Genomic DNA, 20,403 nt, shown 5'->3' with positions numbered 1-20,403 from the left:
ACACTATGTATCATCAAGATGACAATGCTCCAGAGCAAGTAGAAAAAAAAATAAACTTAGATGAGATTCGACTTGATCCTATTTCACACATTCATCGTGAAAATAATCCGCAATTTATTGCTTCATTGGCACGCGGATTAGAAATCCTGCGCTGCTTTACCGCATCGACACAAATTCTAGGCAATCAAGAATTATCACAGCTGACCGGTTTGCCTAAACCAACCATTGCACGCATTACCAATACCTTAGTATCTTTAGGCTATTTAAAACAATTACCCAATTCAACGAAATATACGCTAGATACTGGCGTACTGGCATTGGGTTATGCATCGCTGTCCAATATTTCGGCACGTATTCATGCACGTCCTTATATGGAAGAAATGGCAAAATATGCGCAAGCACCTGTTGCAATGGCAACTCGTGACCGTTTAAACATGCTGTATTTAGATGTGGTGCAAGCCGAGTCAAATTTAACCATGCGCCGCCCAATTGGCTCTACCATTCCTTTACACAATACCGCAATGGGACGCGCTTGTTTGGCCGCGATGCCTGAAAATGAGCGCAGTTTTATTATGGAAGCGTTAGCGAAACGCCATAAAGAGGAATGGCCAGCGGTGAAGCGCGCTTTAGAACGCTCTTTTCATGACTATCAAAATTATGGTTATTGCCTCTCGCTAAGTGAATGGCATAAAGAAGTAAACTCTGTTGCAGTGCCCATGGTTCATCCTATGCATGGTTTGTTGGTCTTTAACTGTGGCGCACCTAGCTATTTAGTCAATCAGGAAAAATTGGAAAATGAAATCGGCCCTCGTTTAATTTATATGGTGCAAAATATTCAAGAAGCCTTAAATGCCATATAAGCTGAAGCGGACGAAAGCCAATGTTTACATCTCACTCATCATTGGCTCATTTGAATAGCAGCAGTTCTTCCAAATAGCTTTTCCGTGCAAATTTGCTCTATATAGCGCAAATATAATTCACACATAAAATTAGCAATAAAAAACCAGTCAGGAATGCTCTGACTGGTTCTCATATCATCACCCTGCTTATATCAAACAAAGGCTCTGTCTAATTTATAGCTGAGCTACGAGCGATGGAACAACCGTATTCAAATCACCCACTAACCAGTAATCTGCTACTGCGTTAATTGGTGCTTCTTCATCTTTGTTGATCGCAACGATCACTTTAGAATCTTTCATACCGGCTAAATGCTGAATCGCACCAGAAATACCCACAGCGATGTACAGGTCAGGCGCAACGATTTTACCTGTTTGACCCACTTGCATGTCGTTTGGTACAAAACCAGCGTCAACCGCAGCACGTGATGCACCTTGAGCCGCACCCAGTTTGTCTGCCAATGGATCAAGTACAGTGTGATAGTTCTCACCTGAACCCACACCACGACCACCAGAAACAACAATACGTGCCGCTGTTAATTCTGGACGTTCAGATTTAACAATCTCTTCAGAAATAAACTGAGAGATGCCAGCGTCTTGAACATCAGCAACCGCTTCAACCGCAGCAGAACCGCCTGTATTCGCAACAGGATCAAATGCCGTACCACGTACAGTTGCAACAACGATAGATTCAGAAGATTCTACAGTTGCAATCGCATTTCCTGCATAGATTGGACGTTTGAACGTTTTAGCGCTTTCAACAGCAATGATGTCAGAAATCATGCTCACGTCTAACAGTGCAGCCGCACGTGGAAGAACGTTTTTACCCGTCGTTGTAGATGTCGCAAGGATATGTGAATAACCTTTGCCAACTTGTGCAACTAAAGCAGCCACGTTTTCAGCCAATTGGTTGGCATAAGCCGCATTGTCAGCAAGTAATACTTTGCTTACACCTGCAACTTGAGCTGCTTGGTCAGCAACTGCCTGAGCGCCTGAACCCGCAACCAATACAGTGATATCACCACCGATTTTTTGAGCTGCCGCAACAACGTTTAAAGTTGCACCGTTAAGTGTCTTATTGTCGTGCTCAGCGATAACTAAAATACTCATGATTTTATCCTTCTGTATTAGATCACTTTCGCTTCGTTTTTAAGTTTTTCAACAAGCTCGTCAACAGATTTCACTTGTACGCCAGCTTTACGCTCTGCTGGTGGCTCAACTTTAACTGTTTTAAGTTTAGTTGTCGCTGAAACGCCATAATCCGCAGGAGACTTCACATCAAGCGGTTTTTTACGCGCTTTCATGATGTTTGGAAGCGCCGCATAACGTGGCTCATTCAAACGTAAGTCAGTGGTAATAATTGCAGGAAGTGCAAGCTCAACAGTTTGTAAACCACCGTCGACTTCACGCGTCACTTGAACTTTGTCACCCGTAACATTTACGACAGAAGCAAATGTACCTTGACCAGCACCCAGTAAAGCACCCAACATCTGACCGACTTGATTCGAGTCATCATCAATCGCTTGCTTACCAAGAAGGATCAGTTCTGGTTTTTCTTGTTCTACAATGCCTTTTAAGATTTTAGCCACTTCAAGTGCGCCAATCTCATCAGTCGTTTCAACCAAGATACCGCGGTCAGCACCCAGTGCCATAGAAGAACGGATTTGTTCCTGCGCTTCTTTAGGACCGATAGAAACCACAATGATTTCTGAAACTGTTCCTTTTTCTTTTAAGCGAACCGCTTCTTCCACTGCGATTTCACAGAATGGGTTGATCGACATTTTAACGTTAGTAAGGTCTACCCCACTATTGTCCGGTTTTACGCGAACTTTGACGTTGGCATCAACCACACGTTTTACAGCAACAAGTGCTTTCATATATTTCCTCAATTTCGCTATACAGCCAAATATCTATGTTTAACTTAAACCGAGCTTGAACATCTATGCTGACTAAGTGACAAAGCCACTGCTCCGATTCATCCAGCCAAAGCAATAAGCATCAAATTTTGTTGAATGGGAAATTTAACGACCCAATTCAACCCATTCATTAAGGTGCTCCACGTGCGCCCAATGTCAGAGAGTATATCAATGCCTGTTAAACAAATAATGCTTGGATAAAATTGACCGCAATAAAAATAAACAACTATTTTCACGCCAGTAAAACATGTTTCTACCACGGCAATAAAACCATTAAATTTGGCTTCATTGAGCATTTTTGCATCTCAACATGCTGCATAGATCAACTCCTTGATCGTTTTAATTCTTCTGCTTCAACAAAGTTTAAAATCACTTTTCATTATTCTAAATCGTGCTACCAACCCTGCTTCACTGAACTGAATTCAGAATACTTTGACACCTTCTTTTGCTTTCCACAAACAATCCATAGATTAATTTTAAGATAATTATATGTCAATATGTTTACATAAATTTTTATTTACCCTTGATTAAACCCATTATTTAAAGCATATTAAAAATAAATTACGTATAGATATTGACATAAATTAAATAAATTTTATGTTTTAAATACATCAAACCAAGGAACTAGCACATGAGTGCAAAATTAAAATATCAAGACAATATCGCGATCATTACCTTAAAGCGTCCAGAGGCAAGAAATGCACTGAATGCCGAAATGATTGCCAAACTGCAAGAATTCATCACAGAAATTGCCCCTCTCAACTTACGCGCTGCAATTTTTATTGGTGATGGTCATAAAGCATTTTGTGCTGGCGCTGATATTACTGAATTGCAGAATAAAACACCTGCAATGCATTTACATGCGATACAGACGGGGCAAAACTTATTTGAGCAAATTAATCAATTAAAATTCCCTACACTTGCCTGTATCAACGGTGCAGTTTTAGGCGGTGGTTTAGAACTAGCAATGGCATGCACCTTTCGAATTTGTAGTCCAACTGCGCGCTTAGGATTACCTGAAATTAAGCTTGGGTTAATTCCAGGATACGGAGGTACGCAGCGCTTACCTCGCCTAGTCGGTCAGACAAAAGCACTGGAATTAATTATCAGTGGAAAAATTATTTCGGCAGAAGAAGCACTTCAAATTGGACTGATTAACCGCATTCTAGACTTGGACGACCCAATTCAAACCAGCTTTCAATATTTAGATGAATTCGGGCTGCAATTTCCCGCTGCCATTCAACATGCAATCAAGGCAGTTCAAGCCGCATCTGAATGGGATATTCAGAATGGCTTGGCTTTAGAAGCAGAATTATTTGTCGATGTCAGTCAGACAGCTGATGCTGCGGAAGGCATTCAAGCCTTTTTAGAAAAGCGTCCTGCGCACTTTACGCAAAAATAATGCTGAGTGATTAAAGCAATAATCGAATTTGGTTTTTATCAAACTGCATTCAACCTAAATAAGAAGCGTCTAGACGGCTTGATGATGCGGATATTTCTTTTTCATCGTGCTGACTTCTGCTTTTTGAACGCTCAGATCAAAGCTAAGGCTGAGTACTTAGGTTTATACCCACAGCCAATAGACATACTTATAAATGATCTATACGAAGATAGGCCAACTGAAGCACATGCATGATTTGAATCCCTCATATTACGATCAGTCTTTATATACCATTCATAATCGACTTTTTTTTCGGCTCTTTCAGGTCGGCAATGGTCTGGATCGGCAATGTTTAAAGGAATTGGGGATTTCGCCTGTTCATTGGTCAGTGCTCGGTGCACTTTCTCGCCCCCAGATAAAATGTATGGGCATGTCATTATCAAATCTAACTGAATATCTAGGAATAAGCCGGCAAAGCTTAGATGGCGTACTTAAGCGCTTGGAACGTGATGCTGTAGTACAGCGTGTCGCTGCAAGCCATGACAAACGAGCCAAAAATGTTGCTCTCACGCAGTTAGGACAGCAAACGTGGGCAGACTTACAAGGCAAAATTTTTGAATTTTACAGTCAGGCAATGCAGGGTTTTGTCTTTGATGATACGATTTCGCTCATTCATTTACTCAACACATTAAATGATGGACTTAAGCGAATTAAAATTGAAGATGTCGCAGTTTGAGTAACGTATGCAAATCAAATCTAGGCATACCTTATTAGCGAATGTCGTGAGTGATGTTTTTTCAATCTAGAGTAAAATTAAAAAATAGCCGGAAACCCATCGCTTAAGAAAAACCCTGCGTAATCCCTAAACTCTGACAGCCAAAAACTCTGAAAGCCAAGTGACGTCCATTGCAACATTTATTTTTTCAGGATTTTTTTACCGATTTAAGAACACTCAACATCCCCAAAAAGGAATTCAAATGCATCAAGAACAACGAGATCTGGTTGATCAGGTTATTACGTCAAGGCACTCCGTTCGCGCTTTTTCCAGTACTCCAGTGGAAACGCAACTGATTAAAGATATTTTAACCGTTGCCAGCCGTGCACCCTCAGGCAACAATATTCAGCCTTGGAAAGTCTATGTCGTCACAGGACAAAAACGCGAAGAGTTGATTCATCAAGTCTGTCAGGCACAAATCGAGTTATTTAATCATCCTGAACTGGCGCACAACTATCAGGAAACGTTTAAATATTATCCTGAACAATGGACTTCTCCTTTTATTGAGCGCCGCCGTGAAAATGGCTGGGGGCTATATGGCCTACTGGATATTCAAAAAGGTGAACAAAAAAAGATGCAAATGCAACATCTCCGTAATTACCAATTATTTGATGCCCCTGTCGGTCTGTTTTTTACGCTCAATAAAACATTAGAAACGGGTTCAAAAATGGATATTTCAATGATGATTCAAAATGTGATGATTGCAGCCAAAGCCCGAGGTTTAGATACCTGCCCACAGGCTGCATGGAATCCTTTTTATCCGATTATCTTCGATATCTTAAATATACCGGATGATGAAGAACTGGTCTGCGCCATTGCACTGGGTTATGCTGACCTGACACAGATTGTAAACAGCTTTCATACTTCACGCGTACCTGTCGAGGACTTTGCCCTTTTTTACGAATGAAAAATAAAAACAAGGTAATAAAATTAAGGTATTTCACTCAATGAAAATACTTTTTAGACTTTAAGCGCATCAATCATAAGCTACTATGTGTGAAAAAGACTGTTAAAAAGAGGAGCCATTTAACGGCTCCCCTTTTTATTTAACCTTGTTGAATCACCTTTTTTTCTTTTAAATGCTGTAATTCAGTTGTGGAAATAAATCGGTTTAAAATAGCATCCGTATCCTCGCCTAAATAAGGTGGTGTTTTGACATATTGTACTGGTGTCTTGGATAGTTTGATTGGAGAACCGATTGACACATAGTCTGATCGCAGTGGATGTTGCATGTTAACCAGCATTTGACGAAAAACCACTTGCTCCTCTTGCAAGGTCTGCTGCAAGTTATTAATCATCCCAACAGGAACCTTTACTGCGTGAATTCGATCAACCCAAGTTTTTGCAGGTTGACTCATAAAATGTTGTTGCAATATGTCTGTAATTTCTTCGCGATGTGTGACTCGTCCTCTATTTTGAGCAAATTTCGGATTTTCACAAAGCTCAGGCAACCCAATACTTTCACATAAAGCCTTAAACTGCTGGTCATTGCCACAGGCAATAATAAATTCCTCTTTCTGAGCTTTAAACACCTGATAAGGAACAATATTGGCATGAGCATTACCTAAACGTTCAGGTACTTGAGCAGAATTTAAATAGTTCATAGCCAGTACCGAAAGTGAAGCAACTTGCGTATCCAGCAAAGCCATATCAATATGTTGCCCTTCACCCGTCGTAACACGTGACAATAGTGCGGCCTGAATCGCAATGGCGGCATATAAGCCAGTTGTTAAATCTGCAAATGCCAGCCCAGCTTTCTGCGGTCCGCCACCCGGTAAATCATCACGTTCGCCCGTGACACTCATCATACCGCCTATGCCCTGTATAATAAAATCATAACCCGGTTCAGGGGCTCGCGGCCCTTTTTGCCCAAAGCCTGTAATAGAGCAATACACTAATTTAGGATTAATTTGGCTTAGACTTTCATAATCGAGACCATATTTTTTCAATGACCCGGCTTTATAATTTTCAATAAGGACATCACTGTCTAAAACCATTTTTTTGATCAGGCTTTGCCCTTCTTCAGTCGCCATATCAATAGCGACTGAATACTTGCCACGATTAGTCGATAAATAATAAGCAGACTCTCCGGTATCATCACCTGCATCATTTTTTAGGAACGGAGGCCCCCAAATGCGGGTATCATCTCCTTGAAATGGTTTTTCAACTTTAATCACTTCTGCACCTAAATCTGCCAGTATTTGGCTACACCATGGCCCTGCAAGAATTCGACTTAAATCCAGAACCCTAAATCCTGTTAAAGCACCCATAATTTCCCTCATTTATTCTCATTAAATTGCTAACGTCCCTATTCATCCGATGCTTTAAGTATCAGAAGCATAGACAAAATTATAAAATGATTTTTTAAGAAATTGACTGGCTGAATAAATAAAAGAGAAACGATTCACTGCTCAAAAAATAAATGATTCATTATTGAAACCGGAGCATATTGTTAATAAAAAATTAAATCTATTTTGTTGTTATGAGCATGAAGATGTTGTCAATTGAACCCTTGAAATGACACATTTATGGATAATAATTAAAAAATTAATTTTCTGACTTTAACCCAATGATTTAGATTTTTTTACAGACGAAACTGTGTTTACTCCCTAGCCTGATTTGAATTTCAGCGGTCACCGAAAGCGATCCGCTGAAATAAAGGATAAGGATGATGTCATTTAGGCACGGCTCAATATCTAAATCTAACCGCACCAGATCATGACCACGGCTCGATAAACCATAAGTAAACTTTGGATGTGCTCACCGTTGAATCAGGTGAAGATCACCCATATCTGTGTTACTTGACCGGGATCATTAAGTGCTGGTAAGGCGTTCCTGGCCACATGATATAGGGAACAGTCGTATCCGGCTGAGCATGCTTAGGGTACATGTCGTAGAAGCTGGATTCTGCACCGACTATCATGACATGAGGACCTGTCTTGATCCAGTGGTTGCCAGCGGTGGGTTGCTTAGCATACGGGTCCACGTTGCTGGCATCGGTGCCACCTGCCAGCATGTACATAAAGCCAATCTTACCAACCGTAGGTGTTTTGTGGCCCATCCAAGCTTCTGCCCATTCCAAAGCGGCCTTGTCCATACACATCGGATCGGGGCCGGGAGTCGCCGGATTATCGGGCATACAGGTAAAGGCGTTGTTGCCTTTTCGCAAGGTGCGCATCTTTCCATCGGCACCCATGGCCACAATGGTGGCCGCCGCGCCCACTTTTTTCGGCGCTGCACTTATTGCACTAGCGATGGCTTGCTTGTCAGCCCCACCCTTGATCTTCATTTGATCGGCAGCGAAAGCTGTGGATGCAGACAGCGCAATCCATCCAGCCATCATCAACACTTTAGGGAAATTCATAGCACGTTCTCCTTGCATCATGAGTGAAAACACCTAGAAGACGACTGGATTAGACTCACCGATCGAGCGAGTAACACTGTTTTACTCTATTACTGTCAGCACAAATCGATAAAAAAGCTGGCATATACTAGAGATCCGTGCAGCATAACTGTCATGCCATACTCATCTAAAATACATACCCTTCGCGATAAAATTCGGATCGGACGTACTTCAAATGATGTACTGCAATTGCGCTACGGCCACCTAGAACTGTTGTTACTCAACAGGAAAAATAGGTGCAGAAAGTGCCTAAACCCAACAACAAGAATAGCTAAACTAAATACTATAAGGACGCACGTGCTGTAGCGTTTCTACATGTTCTTCAAACGAAAAATCATGCTTGTAAAACCTAATTAAAGTTACACAACATATTTTTCATATAATTAAAACTAAAATGAAGCATAACTATTCTTGTGTAGATCAATTTTTAATCATATTTAGTTATTACGTCAACATGATGTACCACAATGCACAGATTCCATAACAAATAAGATCATTAGAACAAAATAGCTTACAAAGCGGGTAAAGCTGTATAGCTAAAAATTGAGATGATCTTTGTCTAGAATTTTGGTGGCAGTCCAAAAAGCTAAAACCAAACACTCAGATTTAGTTTTAGCTTTGAACGGACTGCATTAATGATTATTTTTCATATAATGATTTGAGCAATTGGCTGATCTGCCTGACAGGTTGCTGCCTGCTCAGCAATAATGACCATTTTCCCAGAACGATGTGCCAATACTTGTACTTCCATTTTCATGGCTTCCATAATCGCAACCACTTGCCCTTCTTGCACCTGTTCATCATTCTGAACTTTCCATGTACTAATCACACCATTAATCGGTGCAAGTAAATGTTCAGGCTGAACCTCTTGTATTGGCGATAACTCTGCTTGTGTAGCAGGAACAGCTCCTTGCGCAAACATACCCGCTGGTAAACCTAAACGATGTAATTTTCCATCAATTTCAATATAGCTTAAAAGCATCGGCTGTTGATGGTTTGGAATACTGCGTTTTATCGGTTTCAAATCTTGTTTAAAGTCATTTTCAATCCAACGGGTATGGACTTTAAATTCATCGGTAAAATCCGATTCATTTAAAACCGCACGATGAAAGTCAAGAACAGAGGCAATCCCTTCAATCTTAAATTGCTTTAAAGCACGTTTTGCGCGAGCAATCGCAATTTCACGGGTTGGCCCTGTCACAATCAACTTTGCCATTAAAGAGTCAAAATGGCTTGAAACAAGCGAACCTGTACGTACACCTGTATCGATACGAACACCATTACCCGATGGTGCTTCAAACAAACTTAAGGTACCAAAGGCAGGAATAAACCCACGGCTTGGGTCTTCTGCATTGATACGAAACTCAATGGCATGACCTTCAGCTTTTGGCGTTTCTTTAATCGAGAGTTCATGTCCAAGTGCCACACGAATTTGTTCAACCACCAAATCAACTTTTGCGGTTTCTTCCGTCACAGGATGTTCAACTTGTAAGCGCGTATTCACCTCCAAGAAGGATAATTTTCCATCTCGGCTTAATAAATATTCAACCGTTCCAGCCCCAATATAATTGGCTGCCTGACAAATATTTTTAGCGGAGGTTAAAATTTCTTGATAAATCGCATCACTAACAAAAGGCGCTGGTGCTTCTTCAATCAGTTTTTGATTACGACGTTGTAGCGAACAATCGCGTGTGCCTAAAACCACAACATTGCCATGTTGATCGGCAATCACTTGTGCTTCGACATGGCGTGGCTGATCTAAGTATTGTTCAACAAAGCATTCACCACGACCAAAAGCGGCTTGCGCTTCACGTACAGCCGAGTCATACAGTTCTTTGACATCTTCCAGTTTCCAAACCACTTTTAGACCACGGCCACCGCCACCAAAGGCTGCTTTAATGGCAATCGGTAAACCAAATTGTTTGGCAAAATCTAATGCCTCATCAGCATTTTGCAGTGGATCTTGTGTCCCATGTACCAAAGGTGCGCCCACCGAAGCTGCAATTTTACGCGCTTCAATTTTATCACCGAGTTTTTCAATTGCACTTGGCGATGGGCCAACCCATTTCAGCCCTGCATCAAGCACCGCTTGGGCAAACTCAGCGCGTTCAGATAAAAAGCCATAGCCCGGATGGACCATCGTCGCTTTGGACTTTTTAGCAATATCAATAATGGCAGGAATACTTAAATAGGTTTCTTTTGCCGTTGCACCGGCCAAGCCCCAAGCTTCATCCGCCAGTTCAACATGCATACTGCTGATATCATCATCGGCATACACAGCAACCGATGCGATGCCCATATCACGGCAAGCATTGATAATACGAACAGCGATTTCACCGCGGTTGGCAATCAGCAGTTTTTCAGTCAATTGTTGTTCAGTGCTCATATCCATTCTCAATCTTTTTAAATTCTTCAATCTTGTTAAATTTGATGTGGCAACCCGCAGGTATTTGTGCCACCAAATCCCAATGATGTTTGGCTACAGATGCAATGACAGGATATCCACCCGTCAAAGGATGATCATTCATGAATAAAACAGGTTGCCCACTTGGCGGGATCTGTAGAGCGCCAATACAAGTGCCTTCACTTTCCAGTTCATGAGTAATTTTGCGTGATAAAGGGCTTAATCCTGATAACCGTAGCCCAACCCGATTACTTTCATTGGTGACCAACCACGTTTGTTGACACAATTTTTCAATACTGTCTGCATCAAACCAGTCGGTACGCGGTCCCATGACAATATCCAATTCAACCGTATCTCCGACCATGGGCAGATTCGCTTTAGCGGTTTCATAAAGACTGATATTGCTTGTCGCAACCTGACCTTGATAAAGCACATCACCCACTTTTAATGGTTCAGGGCCGAGTACAGCCAAACTATCAAATGAATAACTGTTTAAAACAGGTTGAAGATCAAACCCACCACGAATAGATAAATAATTTCGTAGCCCAGCAGTTGGGGTTTGGATTTGAAACTCATCCCCTGCATCTAATGCGATGGCTTGATAACTGTCAAAATCAGCGTTTTGGCCATCGGCAAATTTCACCTGAATATTTGATCTTGCACCTGTCACTGCGATGACCGCGGAACCTTGCATTTTGGCTTTTAGACCACCATTCAACACTTCAATTACAGCGCACTGGATTGGATTACCGACAATGCGATTGGCACTATGCATTGCGGCTAAATCCATGGCTCCTGCTGTACCCACACCAATATTGGTTTGATTAAAACGACCTTCATCCTGAATCAACATTTGTAGACTCGGTGCGGTAATTTTAAATACCGGTTCGACAGATGGCTTTTCTGTTGGGATAATCTGTTTTGGCACACTCACCGATACCGGATGATGCGTCACATCTTCAAAATGTACGGTCATCCCCGGCAATAAAAGGGCTGGATTTTGACGTTCTAAATCCCACATTTTCTCATTTGTTGTACCAATCAGCTGCCAACCACCCGGACTATCTTTTGGATAAATGCCTGAATATTTTCCTGCCAGTCCAAGCGAACCCGCGGGAATCTTTTTCCGTGGCACTTTTAAACGTGGAATATCGCTAAAAGGATGATCTGGGCTGCTCAGATAAGCAAAACCGGGTGCAAAACCAATAAATGCCACATTCCAAACACTTTGCTGATGTTTCAAAATCACATCAGCAACAGATAAGCCCTGTAACTCTGCCACTTGAGCTAAATCTTCGCCAGTATAGTGAATCGGAATAATGACCTCTTGCGCATTGCGCTCAAGACTTGACCCGATTTCAAACCTACTGATGACTGCTGCAAGTGCTTGAAATTGAGTTTCAATTTCATTAAAAAAAACCAGTATTGTTTTTGCCGCAGGAATTAAATCTTTAACCCCCTTGAGCTGTGCATTTTGCAATTTGCTATATAGCGCCAATGTTTCTTCTAAACTTGAAAGTTCAATCAAAAAACAGTCAGCATTCACCGATAAAAACTGCATTTACTGTTCCTTTTTTTGATTAACCGATCCAAGCTCGATCAGGAATGTCGGTAATAAACATATGACCGGGTGCATGACTAATCGCAAATGGAATTTTTGAGTTCATGACCGCTGCTTGAGGTGTGACACCACATGCCCAAAACACCGGTATTTCACCAGCTTCAATACGGGAAGCTTCACCAAAATCGGGTTGGTTAATATCTAAAATGCCGAGGCTTTCAGGGTGACCAATATGCACTGGTGCACCATGCACACTTGGCATACGCGCAGTAATTTTGACGGCTTCGCTAATTTGATGCGAAGGAATCGGGCGCATCGACACCACCATATTGCCTGAAATTCGCCCCGCAGGAAGACATTCAATATTGCTTAAGTACATCGGCACATTGGTATTGTCATGAATATGACGTACCTCAATACCCGCGTCCTGCAAAGCGGTTTCAAAGGAGAAACTACAGCCAATTAAAAAGGTCACTAAATCTGGGTGCGCATGATAAATATCACTGGCATCAGTCACTTCATCGACCATTTCCCCATCTTTCCAGATACGGTAGCGTGGAAAATCGGTACGAATATCAGAATCCGCTGCAAGTTTTGTGGCATATATGCCTTCTTCTAAAACATCTAAAACAGGACAGCTTTGTGGGTTACGGTGTGCATAGAGAAGAAAATCATACGCCCATGCTTTCGGCACCGAAATCATATTCACCTGAGTCATGCCTGCGGCCATGCCCGCAGTGGGTTGATCAAAACCTGCACGTATTTGATGGCGTGCATCCAATGCTGCCTTTAGTTGGACTGGATCTACTTTGATATCCTTGAGCATCACATTCTTCCTTGTTTCTTATTCACAAAATGGGCGAATTTGAATGTTGTTTTTTAACAATTCAGCTTTGATGGCGGCTGACATTTCCAATGCGCCATCCGTATCACCATGTAAACAAATCGTATCGGCTTGAATGGGGGTAAATACACCATCAATCGACTCGACACCGCCATTTTGCAGCATGGAGACTACACGCTTTGCGACAAATTCTGAGTCATGCAAAACAGCGCCTGCTAAACGGCGAGATACCAGTGATCCATCGCTGTTATAGGCACGGTCTGCAAATGCTTCTGAAACCACTTTTAAGCCTGAAGCTTTTGCTTGTTCAACCAAATTTGAGCCTGCAAGCGCAACCAAAACCAGTTCAGGGTTATACATCTGAATGGCATCAATAACGGCTTGAGCCTGAACTTGATCTTTGGCAATGGTGTTGTATAACGCACCGTGTGGTTTCACATATTTCACTTTTGAACCAGCAACTTTAGCCAGTCCATCCAGTGCTGAAATTTGATACAGCACATCGGCAATTAGTTCATCTGGTGATAAATCCATATTGCGACGACCAAATCCAACCAAGTCGGGATATGCCACATGTGCGCCAATGGTTACACCAAGTTTTACAGCTTGTTTCAATGTTTTTAAAATACCCAGTGGATCACCAGCATGAAATCCACACGCAATATTGGCACTGGTTACAACAGGTAAAATTTGTTCATCATTGCCCATTTTCCATGAACCAAAACTTTCACCTAAGTCACTATTTAAATCTACAAACATGGTATGCAATCCCTTTTCACTTAGAGTTTGGTTAAGTAGTTAAAGACTGTGGTAAAGGACATATAGCCCATCCACCATGTCAACATACAGGTGAGTACACCAAGAACGAGCAACCATTTTGGATAGTTGTAATCCCCCAGCATATCTTTACGACAAGCGGCAACATAAACAAAAATGGTCAAACCAATTGGCAATACCAAACCATTAAAGCCACCAACGAAAATAAGCAAACCGGCAGGTGTTGCACCCAGTACGACGTAAAGCAATAACGCAAGAGAGATAAATGTAATGGTGGTGTAGTTGGTTTGTTTAGGGGTTAAGTTCTTTTTAAATGCGCTAAAGAATGAAACTGAGGTATAAGCTGCGCCAATGGTGCTACTGATTCCGGCTGCCCAGAAGATCAAACCAAAAAGTTTAAAGCCAAATGTACCTGCCGCGTATTGAAACGCTTGTGCTGCTGGATTGGCATCATGGCTGGCTAAATCAATCGAAGCACCGCTGACAACAATGCCTAAGAAAGCCAAGAACAGTACATAACGCATGATCCCAACAACAATGATGCCTTTGGTTGCCGCTTTGGCAACTTCATCAATATTTTCTGGGCCAACCGCCCCTTTATCCAATAATCGATGTGCACCTGCATAACAGATATAACCACCCACTGTTCCACCGACAATCGTGGTAATGATGGCAAAATCAATCTGGTCTGGCACAAAAGTCTGTTGAACGGCTTGACCGACAGGCGGCATCACAATGAATGCCACGATCACAATCAGGATAATTTTGAGTAAACCCAAAACAATCATGCTTTTATCCATGGCAAGTGTGGCTTTTCGAGAGGCAAAAATAAGAATCGCTAATGCACCACTTAAAACACCGCCCACTTTGGTGTCTAACCCAAATAATGCATTGAGACCTAAAGCCGCACCTGCAATGTTACCGATACTAAAGAAAAAACCGCCTAAAATCACCAGAAATGCCAGTAAATAACCACTGCCCGGCAAGGCTTTATTGGCAATATCCGAGGCACGCATTTGCGTCAGTGTCACGACACGCCAAATGTTTTGTTGAACCACATAATCAATGATGATGGAAATTAAAATTGCAAAACCAAATGCAGCACCTAACTTCACTGTGAAAACAGCAGTTTGGGTTAAGAATCCTGGCCCCATTGCGGAGGTTGCCATCATAAAGATAGATGCAACAATGGCCCATTGACGATCAGATAAAAAAGAAGATTTTAATACAGACATATTTATGCGTTCCTCATCCATTTGAGCTTAATCAACGCTATTTCAAGTTGAGCAAAGAACATCAATTTTTCTAAAATATGAAATTCTTTAATCCTTTAAATTGGTAAGATTTTCTGGTTATGATGAACCAAATCTTGTATTTAAAATAAAAGCATAGGACAGGCATGAGCCACAATAAGACTTTACTCAAAACATGATAAATATAAATTATTGAATTTAATAGTATTAATTATTTAAAAAGGATTTCAATAATGAATCTTTATGACTTGTTATAAGTTCTTATTATCAATATTTAAAATATTTTTGGATTTTTTAACGGATACAAGACCTCAAGAACATGATGTCCCAGCACTTAATGTTTGATTTTATCATTCAATTTTTTCATGGCTTTTTCAGCTGTTAAAATCGCCAAATCGGTAAGTTTTTCCTTTAAAGCAGCATTATTACCTTGCGTATAAATCGCGGTAAAATGAAATGATTTTAGTTGAATGGGCGTATTTAAAATTTCCAAACGTCCCTCTAAAATTTCTTTTAATGCCGTCAGTGTCGGTACAACGGCAATCCCCAAACCCTGTTCTGCTAAACGCAATAAAGTGGTTAATGAATAACTGGTAATTGACAGCGGTTCATCAATATTTTGTTCCTTCATTCTTGCTTTTAATTCTTTATACGGATAGGTGATTTTCGGGTAAGTCAAAATCGGGTGAGACATCAATGTTTTAAAGGACATTTGCCCTATGCTGCCTTTAAATGATGGCGCAGCTAAAAAACTCAGTTCAAAATCACAAAGCGCACGTTCAATACATTCAAAAGGCAGGGTTGGCCCGAGTAAAAAAGCCATATCCAGTTCACCCGTACGAACCGCGTCTTGTAAATCTGGTGTTAAACTCACCACAATTTCAACTGAAACTTTAGGAAATTCCTGCTGAACTTTTTCCATATATTCCACTAACCATGTATGCACAATGGTTTCAGATACCCCCAAACGAATCGTCCCCGTGAAATACTGGCTTTCAGACAATTCTGCAACCAAATCTGTTTCAAGTCGCATGAATTTTTCAGCATATTTAAATAAAGTCATGCCCTTATGGGTTGCCTTGATTTGCCGGGAACTACGGTCCAGTACTTTAAAACCCAAATCATTTTCAATGGCGGTAATTTTTTGAGAAATCGCTGGCTGAGTCGTATGTAATTTTGTTGCTGCTTTATTAAAGCTATTTAAGGTCACGACCCAGTAAAATGCTTCGAGGTTTTTTAGGTTCACACTCTTGGTCTAATTTTGACTGCTGTATTATAAATTATGCACCACAATTCACTGAAAAAATTAAACATTCTTAATTTTTTTAATCAGCAATCGTTAAATTGAATATTTTATCTTTAAATACCTTTACTTGCAGCCATTAACCTACTGTCGGTCACGCGTGTGGCACCTGATGTCATTCCCCCCAAACCCATTTCACAGAAAATATACGAGTTATTACATTGGGAAATATTCTAAATTTTGCCCTAATCATTGACTGAAACAAAAGTACTTTCCATCGCAATTCACGCCTGCCCCTCATGGTAATGATATATCTAAAAATTTAGATCAAAACACAAAATGGATCCACATCACATAAAATAAAGACAAATTATGTTGAATATTGATTTAAATAAGCATAAATTGGATCCAATAACAAGGAAGATATGGAGATCCTAATGTTTATTAAAAATGCATGGTATGTCGCTTGTCGACCAGAAGAACTTCAGGAAAAGCCTTTAGGACGGACGATTTGTGGTGAAAAAATTGTATTTTACCGAGCTCATAAAAATAAAGTTGCTGCTGTAGAAGACTTCTGCCCACACCGTGGTGCTCCCCTTTCTCTTGGCTATGTTCAAGATGGCAATTTGGTCTGTGGCTATCATGGTTTAGAAATGGACTGTGATGGAAAAGTCGTTTCCATGCCCTCTCAACGTGTGCGTGGTTTTCCATGTAATAAAAGTTTTGCAACTCTTGAAAAATACGGTTTTATTTGGGTTTGGCCAGGTGAACAATCTCTAGCAACAGCAGAAACATTACCTGTACTGCAATGGGCTGAAAGTCATGAATGGGCGTATGGGGGTGGCTTATATCATATCAATTGCAACTATAAACTGATGATTGATAACCTTATGGACTTGACTCATGAAACCTATGTTCATGCCAACAGCATTGGACAAAAAGAAATTGATGATGCTTTACCAACAACCAAAGTAGATGGTGATCGGGTGATGACTGAACGTCATATGCAAAATGTAGAAGCACCTCCTTTCTGGAAAATGGCATTACGAGGAAATAATCTGGCAGATGACGTTCCTGTAGATCGCTGGCAGATTTGCCACTATTACGCCCCAAGTAATGTTCATATTGAAGTAGGCGTAGCACATGCAGGTCATGGTGGATACCATGCGGCTAAAGATAAAAAAGTTTCTTCTATTGTTGTTGATTTTATTACCCCTGAAACAGAAACATCACATTGGTATTTCTGGGGAATGGCTCGTAATTTCCAACCAGACAATGATGAACTCACTGCGCAAATTCGTGAAGGTCAGGGTAAAATTTTTGCTGAAGACCTCGATATGCTAGAACAACAACAGCAAAATATTTTGAATAATCCTGAACGTAAATTGTTAATGCTCAATATTGATGCAGGCGGGGTGCAATCCCGTAAAGTGATTGACCGTTTATTAGAACAAGAAAATCAGCAGCATAAAATTCAAAATATGAATATTGCATAAGGAGCATCAACATGGACGTTATCATTCAAAATATTCTGCCTTTAACTTCGCAAATTTTGGGCTTTGAGTTGGTTCAGAAAGACAGATCAGACTTACCAGCATTTTCGGCTGGTTCACATATCGATGTATTTTTGCAGAATGGGATCACTCGCCAATATTCCTTAGCAAACTGTAGCAGTGAAACCCACCGCTATATGATTGCGGTATTAAATGATGAAAACTCACGTGGAGGCTCACGCTATATTCATGAAAGTCTCAACATTGGTGACACACTAAAAATTAGCGAACCGCGCAACCTGTTTCCCATTCAAGCTTCAACCCAAAAAGCCAAACTCTTTGCGGGAGGTATCGGGATTACCCCCATTTATGCAATGGCACATGAATTAAGCGCTCGAAATATTCTATTTGAACTGCATTATTTTGCACGCTCCAAGTCAGCACTGGCTTTTGCTACACAATTGCAGGAACAATTTCACGGGGAAATATTCTTCCATGTGGATGATGAACCTGAATCAAAAGCAGATATCCAAAACATTCTAGGTGAACCACAGAATTCACATCATTTATATGTCTGCGGTCCAAATGGCTTCATGGATTTTATTATTCAATCTGCGGAAAATAATGCATGGAACGCAGAGCAAATACACAAAGAACATTTTGTGGCCGTCGCTCAAGATATCTCTGATAACGGCGAATTTAGCTTAGAAATTAAATCTACCGGTCAACGCATCACCGTGGTACAAAATCAAACTGTTGTCCAAGCACTGCAAGAAAATGGATATTGTATTCCTGTATCTTGTGAACAAGGTATTTGTGGAACATGTTTAACCCATGTCATTGAGGGCGAACCAGACCATCGCGATATGTTCCTGACCGAAGAAGAGCAAGCAATGAATAATCAGTTTACACCTTGTTGTTCCCGCTCTAAATCTAAAATATTGGTGCTTGATTTATAATGAGAAAAAACTGCCCATAACTTTGGCTATTACGGGCTTTTGTATTACATTAAAGTGGGCTTGGAAGCGTTATAGATAAAACATATAACAATTCTGAACTGCCCCTCATTTTTATTCGGCTAAAATCGCCTTTATTTTTTCACCTAAAATAACAACATTACTATGTTCACGCATTAAGCTTTCAGCAGTTCCTGATTTGCCATGAACAAGAGCATCGTAAATTGCACAATGCTGCAAATGTGCATAGTGAAGACGACGGTATTCACTAAAGCCATTGTCTTTATCGTAGGTAATTGCTTGAGCAGAAGCCATAGGTAACTGATTATTTTTTGCAAGCGCCTGCATCAGAGCAACATGATGTGCTCCCTGAATAATCGTGTCATGAAAAATAACATTGTAATGATGATAAATTTCAAGACCATCATCATCGAAACTTCCATGCTGAAATAGTTTTTCTGTTTCTTGAATACACTTGAGTAAGGTCTTTTTCTGTTCTTCAGAAAGCCCTTTTTCAGCCAGATTTTTTGCGGCAAGACCTTCCAATACACCACGGACTTCAAGTGCTTCATGAATCAATTTTGCTGAAATTTCTCGGACGGTATAACCACGCGTCGGATTTTTTATTAATAATCCTTCTTGTTCCAATAAGCGAAAAGCCATACGAACAGGTTGACGTGATACGCCCAATAATTCTGCGGTTGGAATTTCTGCAATGCGCGCACCGCCTTCGAATTCACCGGAAATAATCATTTTTCTGAGTTCAATTAACACCTGTTGTCCTGAAGACATAGTATGCACACTTTATTCATCAAGCTTTCTTAAGGTGATGCTACAGGTTTCATTGAATCTAAGCAATCTGAATACAATATGCCTTTTATAGGCAACGATAAGAACATCTCATGAAAGTCGTGAAGGTGAAAATCACAGATTTTAGTGATTTTTTTATTGAAAAAGATTTACCCCAATAAAGTCACAGACTCTTTTTAATCGCTCTTACTTGAGGTTATTGACCATAATTTCTAAATTATTTCGAATCAGTAATGCTAAATTAATATCGACATCTTTCAGCATTTTTTGCTCTAAAGCTTCCACAATCAGATTACATTCAGCAATTTTATTCTGACCACTTGTAGTAAGCTGAATTAAGATTCTTCGACCATGCGTTGGATCAGAATGCTTTTCAATCCAGCCCAAACTTAATAAATCTTGCAAAATTTTATTGGCTGACTGAGGTTTTATAAATGAACGCTCTGCCAGTTTAGCATTTGACAGACTTCCTCTGGCTGCAAGGACAGATAACGCAGTGTACTGAGGTAAGGTTATATTGAGCTGTTTAAGTTGTTCTGTTAATAATTTACTAATAATCCGATCCACTCGAGCAATCATATAGCTGAGTTTAGGTGACTGATTTTCATTTGATTTCATTAAGTTGTTGGGCATATCTACTCTGGGTTAAATATGATGAAGTATGACCTATTAGATCATACTTCAAATCAAA

General features: G+C 40.5%; 19 protein-coding genes and 1 pseudogene. 6 read left to right on the top strand and 14 right to left on the bottom strand.

Annotated features, from left to right (window positions below; translation table 11 throughout):
- Positions 1–5: 5 nt before the first annotated feature.
- On the top strand, positions 6–860 hold the full coding sequence (locus F994_RS13745) for an IclR family transcriptional regulator (protein ID WP_004651154.1): 855 nt from the start codon (positions 6–8) through the stop codon (positions 858–860).
- Positions 861–1,073: 213 nt separating this feature from the next.
- Here F994_RS13745 and F994_RS13740 read toward each other — a convergent pair whose 3' ends face one another.
- The 3 genes from F994_RS13740 to F994_RS13730 form a co-directional block, all read right to left on the bottom strand.
- Positions 1,074–2,006: an FAD-binding protein gene (locus F994_RS13740; protein ID WP_004651152.1), complete on the bottom strand. Its 933-nt coding sequence runs from the start codon at positions 2,004–2,006 to the stop codon at positions 1,074–1,076.
- 17 nt (positions 2,007–2,023) lie between these two features.
- Positions 2,024–2,773: an electron transfer flavoprotein subunit beta/FixA family protein gene (locus F994_RS13735; RefSeq protein ID WP_004651151.1), complete on the bottom strand. Its 750-nt coding sequence runs from the start codon at positions 2,771–2,773 to the stop codon at positions 2,024–2,026.
- Between the two features lie 98 nt (positions 2,774–2,871).
- Positions 2,872–3,108 (bottom strand): hypothetical protein, encoded by a 237-nt coding sequence (locus F994_RS13730; RefSeq protein ID WP_004651150.1) that lies wholly within the window; start codon positions 3,106–3,108, stop codon positions 2,872–2,874.
- A 335-nt stretch (positions 3,109–3,443) separates the two neighbouring features.
- On the opposite strand from F994_RS13730, the gene F994_RS13725 reads away from it, so the two are divergent.
- The 3 genes from F994_RS13725 to F994_RS13710 all read left to right on the top strand — a co-directional run bounded on the left by F994_RS13725 (position 3,444) and on the right by F994_RS13710 (position 5,875).
- The gene (locus F994_RS13725) at positions 3,444–4,214 is read left to right on the top strand and encodes an enoyl-CoA hydratase/isomerase family protein (RefSeq protein ID WP_004651149.1); all 771 of its coding nucleotides are present in this window, start codon (positions 3,444–3,446) and stop codon (positions 4,212–4,214) included.
- Between the two features lie 226 nt (positions 4,215–4,440).
- The gene (locus F994_RS13715) at positions 4,441–4,929 is read left to right on the top strand and encodes a MarR family winged helix-turn-helix transcriptional regulator (protein WP_004651147.1); all 489 of its coding nucleotides are present in this window, start codon (positions 4,441–4,443) and stop codon (positions 4,927–4,929) included.
- Positions 4,930–5,170: 241 nt separating this feature from the next.
- Complete coding sequence (locus tag F994_RS13710) at positions 5,171–5,875, top strand: nitroreductase (RefSeq protein ID WP_004651146.1); 705 nt, start codon at positions 5,171–5,173, stop codon at positions 5,873–5,875.
- A 139-nt stretch (positions 5,876–6,014) separates the two neighbouring features.
- Here F994_RS13710 and F994_RS13705 read toward each other — a convergent pair whose 3' ends face one another.
- From F994_RS13705 to F994_RS18040, 9 genes and pseudogenes are all read right to left on the bottom strand, one after another.
- Positions 6,015–7,238, bottom strand: a complete 1,224-nt coding sequence (locus F994_RS13705; RefSeq protein WP_004651145.1) for a CaiB/BaiF CoA transferase family protein — start codon at positions 7,236–7,238, stop codon at positions 6,015–6,017.
- Between the two features lie 527 nt (positions 7,239–7,765).
- Positions 7,766–8,353 (bottom strand): hypothetical protein, encoded by a 588-nt coding sequence (locus F994_RS13700; RefSeq protein ID WP_228128056.1) that lies wholly within the window; start codon positions 8,351–8,353, stop codon positions 7,766–7,768.
- 664 nt (positions 8,354–9,017) lie between these two features.
- A complete protein-coding gene (locus F994_RS13695) occupies positions 9,018–10,757 on the bottom strand; it encodes an acetyl/propionyl/methylcrotonyl-CoA carboxylase subunit alpha (protein ID WP_004651143.1) in 1,740 nt (579 codons plus the stop codon).
- On the bottom strand, positions 10,747–12,336 hold the full coding sequence (locus tag F994_RS13690; protein ID WP_004651142.1) for a 5-oxoprolinase subunit B/C family protein: 1,590 nt from the start codon (positions 12,334–12,336) through the stop codon (positions 10,747–10,749). The genes F994_RS13695 and F994_RS13690 overlap by 11 nt, the downstream gene beginning before the upstream one ends.
- A gap of 19 nt (positions 12,337–12,355) precedes the next feature.
- Entirely contained in the window at positions 12,356–13,162 is an 807-nt protein-coding gene (locus tag F994_RS13685; protein ID WP_004651140.1) for a putative hydro-lyase, read from the bottom strand.
- An 18-nt stretch (positions 13,163–13,180) separates the two neighbouring features.
- A complete protein-coding gene (locus F994_RS13680; RefSeq protein WP_004651139.1) occupies positions 13,181–13,939 on the bottom strand; it encodes a LamB/YcsF family protein in 759 nt (252 codons plus the stop codon).
- Positions 13,940–13,959: 20 nt separating this feature from the next.
- Positions 13,960–15,213 carry an NRAMP family divalent metal transporter gene (locus tag F994_RS13675; RefSeq protein WP_099049329.1) on the bottom strand — a complete coding sequence of 418 codons (1,254 nt, stop codon included), beginning with the start codon at positions 15,211–15,213 and terminating at the stop codon, positions 13,960–13,962.
- A gap of 331 nt (positions 15,214–15,544) precedes the next feature.
- Entirely contained in the window at positions 15,545–16,456 is a 912-nt protein-coding gene (gene mumR, locus F994_RS13670) for a LysR family transcriptional regulator MumR (protein WP_004651137.1), read from the bottom strand.
- 116 nt (positions 16,457–16,572) lie between these two features.
- Positions 16,573–16,686: pseudogene (locus tag F994_RS18040) on the bottom strand (malic enzyme-like NAD(P)-binding protein); the annotation flags it as partial.
- Positions 16,687–16,890: 204 nt separating this feature from the next.
- Between F994_RS18040 and F994_RS13665 the strand changes: the two are divergent.
- On the top strand, positions 16,891–17,949 hold the full coding sequence (locus F994_RS13665; protein ID WP_004651136.1) for an aromatic ring-hydroxylating oxygenase subunit alpha: 1,059 nt from the start codon (positions 16,891–16,893) through the stop codon (positions 17,947–17,949).
- A gap of 11 nt (positions 17,950–17,960) precedes the next feature.
- Positions 17,961–18,905, top strand: a complete 945-nt coding sequence (locus tag F994_RS13660) for a PDR/VanB family oxidoreductase (protein ID WP_004651135.1) — start codon at positions 17,961–17,963, stop codon at positions 18,903–18,905.
- 111 nt (positions 18,906–19,016) lie between these two features.
- On the opposite strand, the gene F994_RS13655 is transcribed toward F994_RS13660, so the two are convergent.
- Positions 19,017–19,694, bottom strand: a complete 678-nt coding sequence (locus tag F994_RS13655) for a GntR family transcriptional regulator (RefSeq protein WP_034697230.1) — start codon at positions 19,692–19,694, stop codon at positions 19,017–19,019.
- 204 nt (positions 19,695–19,898) lie between these two features.
- Positions 19,899–20,345: a MarR family winged helix-turn-helix transcriptional regulator gene (locus F994_RS13650; protein WP_004651132.1), complete on the bottom strand. Its 447-nt coding sequence runs from the start codon at positions 20,343–20,345 to the stop codon at positions 19,899–19,901.
- Positions 20,346–20,403: the final 58 nt, after the last annotated feature.

Origin of the sequence: Acinetobacter bohemicus ANC 3994 (assembly GCF_000367925.1) — a bacterium.
Classification (GTDB): Bacteria; Pseudomonadota; Gammaproteobacteria; order Pseudomonadales; family Moraxellaceae; genus Acinetobacter; species Acinetobacter bohemicus.
The sequence above is the reverse complement of the archived record's forward strand: the minus strand, read 5'-3'. Positions and strand labels throughout refer to the sequence as shown.

Excerpts from the sequence above, each read along its gene's own strand:
- F994_RS13745 (WP_004651154.1), top strand. The coding sequence starts at position 6 with ATGTATCATCAAGATGACAATGCTCCAGAGCAAGTAGAAAAAAAAATA.
- F994_RS13740 (WP_004651152.1), bottom strand. The coding sequence starts at position 2,006 with ATGAGTATTTTAGTTATCGCTGAGCACGACAATAAGACACTTAACGGT.
- F994_RS13735 (WP_004651151.1), bottom strand. The coding sequence starts at position 2,773 with ATGAAAGCACTTGTTGCTGTAAAACGTGTGGTTGATGCCAACGTCAAA.
- F994_RS13730 (WP_004651150.1), bottom strand. The coding sequence starts at position 3,108 with ATGCTCAATGAAGCCAAATTTAATGGTTTTATTGCCGTGGTAGAAACA.
- F994_RS13725 (WP_004651149.1), top strand. The coding sequence starts at position 3,444 with ATGAGTGCAAAATTAAAATATCAAGACAATATCGCGATCATTACCTTA.
- F994_RS13715 (WP_004651147.1), top strand. The coding sequence starts at position 4,441 with ATGCATGATTTGAATCCCTCATATTACGATCAGTCTTTATATACCATT.
- F994_RS13710 (WP_004651146.1), top strand. The coding sequence starts at position 5,171 with ATGCATCAAGAACAACGAGATCTGGTTGATCAGGTTATTACGTCAAGG.
- F994_RS13705 (WP_004651145.1), bottom strand. The coding sequence starts at position 7,238 with ATGGGTGCTTTAACAGGATTTAGGGTTCTGGATTTAAGTCGAATTCTT.
- F994_RS13700 (WP_228128056.1), bottom strand. The coding sequence starts at position 8,353 with ATGATGCAAGGAGAACGTGCTATGAATTTCCCTAAAGTGTTGATGATG.
- F994_RS13695 (WP_004651143.1), bottom strand. The coding sequence starts at position 10,757 with ATGAGCACTGAACAACAATTGACTGAAAAACTGCTGATTGCCAACCGC.
- F994_RS13690 (WP_004651142.1), bottom strand. The coding sequence starts at position 12,336 with ATGCAGTTTTTATCGGTGAATGCTGACTGTTTTTTGATTGAACTTTCA.
- F994_RS13685 (WP_004651140.1), bottom strand. The coding sequence starts at position 13,162 with ATGCTCAAGGATATCAAAGTAGATCCAGTCCAACTAAAGGCAGCATTG.
- F994_RS13680 (WP_004651139.1), bottom strand. The coding sequence starts at position 13,939 with ATGTTTGTAGATTTAAATAGTGACTTAGGTGAAAGTTTTGGTTCATGG.
- F994_RS13675 (WP_099049329.1), bottom strand. The coding sequence starts at position 15,213 with ATGGATGAGGAACGCATAAATATGTCTGTATTAAAATCTTCTTTTTTA.
- F994_RS13665 (WP_004651136.1), top strand. The coding sequence starts at position 16,891 with ATGTTTATTAAAAATGCATGGTATGTCGCTTGTCGACCAGAAGAACTT.
- F994_RS13660 (WP_004651135.1), top strand. The coding sequence starts at position 17,961 with ATGGACGTTATCATTCAAAATATTCTGCCTTTAACTTCGCAAATTTTG.
- F994_RS13655 (WP_034697230.1), bottom strand. The coding sequence starts at position 19,694 with ATGTCTTCAGGACAACAGGTGTTAATTGAACTCAGAAAAATGATTATT.
- F994_RS13650 (WP_004651132.1), bottom strand. The coding sequence starts at position 20,345 with ATGCCCAACAACTTAATGAAATCAAATGAAAATCAGTCACCTAAACTC.